The organism is Promicromonospora kroppenstedtii DSM 19349 (assembly GCF_000515355.1).
Classification (GTDB): Bacteria; Actinomycetota; Actinomycetes; order Actinomycetales; family Cellulomonadaceae; genus Promicromonospora; species Promicromonospora kroppenstedtii.
Genome location: NZ_KI911741.1, coordinates 1,652 through 3,999, shown reverse-complemented (window position 1 = coordinate 3,999; position 2,348 = coordinate 1,652). Strand labels below are relative to the sequence as shown.

3 protein-coding genes are annotated in these 2,348 nt (G+C 75.9%); all 3 read left to right on the top strand.

The annotated features are described in order from the left end of the window. Positions 1-1,047: M20 family metallo-hydrolase (locus PROKR_RS23400; protein WP_051433281.1), on the top strand; the 1,047-nt coding region annotated here is incomplete at its 5' end. Beyond that, the gene (locus PROKR_RS23395) at positions 1,044-1,880 is read left to right on the top strand and encodes a MurR/RpiR family transcriptional regulator (RefSeq protein WP_051433280.1); all 837 of its coding nucleotides are present in this window, start codon (positions 1,044-1,046) and stop codon (positions 1,878-1,880) included. The genes PROKR_RS23400 and PROKR_RS23395, both read left to right, overlap by 4 nt. 10 nt (positions 1,881-1,890) lie before the next feature. Beyond that, the coding region (locus PROKR_RS23390) for an FAD binding domain-containing protein (protein WP_211240222.1) at positions 1,891-2,348 on the top strand (458 nt) is incomplete at its 3' end.

The following is a 2,348-nucleotide window of genomic DNA, read 5'->3' as shown; positions in this document are numbered from 1 at the left end:
CCCCAGCGGCCCGGCACCCCGGGCGAGCCCGCGCTCGTGCTCGGTTCGCACCTCGACACCGTGCCCGACGCCGGGCGCTACGACGGCATGCTCGGCGTGGTGCTCGCGATCGCCGTCGCGCACCGGCTGCGGGGCCAGGCCCTGCCGTTCGCCCTGGAGGTCGTGGGGTTCTCCGACGAGGAGGGCACCCGGTTCGGCAAGGCGCTGCTGGGCAGCTGCGCGGCGTCGGGCCAGTGGGACGAGGCCTGGTGGGACCAGGCCGACGCCGACGGCGTGACCCTGCGCGAGGCGTTCGCGCGCTTCGGCCTGCCCCCGGACCGGGTGGGCGACGCCGCCCGCCGCCCCGCCGACCTGGTGGGCTACCTGGAGGCGCACATCGAGCAGGGGCCGGTGCTCCAGGACCGCGACCTGCCGCTCGCCTACGTCACCACCATCGCCGGGGCACGCCGGTTCGTGCTCACCGTCACCGGCGAGGCCCGGCACGCGGGCGGCACGCCGTTCGACCGCCGCCGCGACGCGCTGGTCGCCGCCGCGCACCTGGTCACCCGCATCGAGGAACTGGCCCGGGCGGCCGGCTGCCTCGCCACCGTGGGCGACATTCATGTCGAGCCCGGCGCCGTCAACGTGATCCCCGGCCGGGCCGAGCTGACCCTCGACCTGCGCGGGCGCACCGACGCCGACCGCGACGGTCTGTGGGACCAGATCGCGGCGGCCGGCCGTGAGATCGCCGACGCGCGGGGCGTGACGATCGAGCACACCGAGACCCACCGGGCGCCGTCGACCACCTGCGCCCCGCGGCTCAGCCGGGCCGTGGCGTCCGGGATCACCAAGGCGACCACGACATCGTCCGACCCGCTCGGGCTGTGGAGCCCCGCGGGGCACGACGGCATGGCGATGGCCGCCGTGACCGATGTCGGCATGCTGTTCGTGCGCTGCCGCGACGGGATCAGCCACCACCCGGACGAGCACGTGGAGCCCGAGGACGTGGACCTCGCGCTGGACGCGTACACCGCGGCCGTGCTGGCGCTCGCGGAGGAGGCCCGATGACGTCGCTCGCGGACCGCCCGCTCGAGGACCGCATCGCCGCCGGCTACCGAGACCTGTCCCCGCAGGAGGGTCGCGCCGCGGACGCCCTGCTGGACCACCTCGGCGACCTCGGCACCTACCGCGCCACGGAGCTCGCCGCCCTGGCGGGCGTCTCCAAGGCCACGATGAGCCGGCTGTTCCGCAAGCTCGGCTACGAGGACTTCGAGGGGCTGCGCGAGGACCTGCGCGCCCAGCGCGGGCGCGGCCTGCCCATCGCCGTGGACCCCTCGCCCGGGCTGCGCGAACGGCTGGAGCAGGAGGTCAGGAACCTGGAGAAGGTCTACGCCGCGCTCGACGACGCGACGCTCGACCAGATCGCCGAGGCCCTGGCGACCGCGGGCGACGTGGTGGTCGTCGGCCGCCGGGGCTCGCTCGGCCCGGCCACGCAGCTGCGGCGCAACCTGGTCCAGGTGCGCGGACGCGTGCACCTGGCGCCCGGCCCCGGCCAGTCGCTCGCCGACGACCTCGTGGGCCTCGGCCCCGACGACGTCGTCGTGGTGGTCTCGATCCGCCGGCACGCGTTCCGCGTGGGCGAGATGGTCGAGGCCCTGCTGGCCGACGGCGTCCGTGTGCTGCTGCTCGCCGACTCCAGCCTGCGCCACCTCGCCGGCTCCGTGACCTGGTGGATCGAGTGCCCGATCAGCACGCAGGGCGCGTACGACTCGCTGGTGGCGCCGGTCAGCGTCGTGGCGATGCTGTCGGACCGCGTGCACGAGGTGCTCGACGGCTCGACCGCCCGCGTCGAGGCGATCGACGCCCGGTACGAGCTGCTGCGCGAGATCGACGAGAGGTGAGACGCGGACCGTGGACCTGGACATCGACACCGTGCGCGTGGCGCGGACCCGCGCCGACTGCGTGCTGCGGCCCGGCGAGGTGTTCCTGGGCGGGGGCACGTTCCTGTACTCCGAGCCGCTGCACGCCGGGGTGACCGGCCTGGTGGACCTCACCGGGCTCGGCTGGGAGCCGTGGTCCGTGGAGGGGGCCGGGCTGCGGGTGTCCGGCACGTGCAGCCTGGCGGAGCTGGTCGCGGGGCCGGGTGCGCTCGGTGCGCAGGGCCCGTATCGCGGGCTCGGGATCGTGCGGGAGTGCGTCTCGGCGCTCTCGCTGTCGGCGAAGGTCGCCCGGACCGCGACCGTGGGCGGCAACCTCGCGCTGGGGCTGCCCGCCGGGTCGATGATCGGGCTGTTCGCGGCGCTCGGCGCGCGGGCCGTCGTGTGGACGCCGGACGGTGGTTCGCGCGAGGTCGCCGTCGCCCGCCTGGT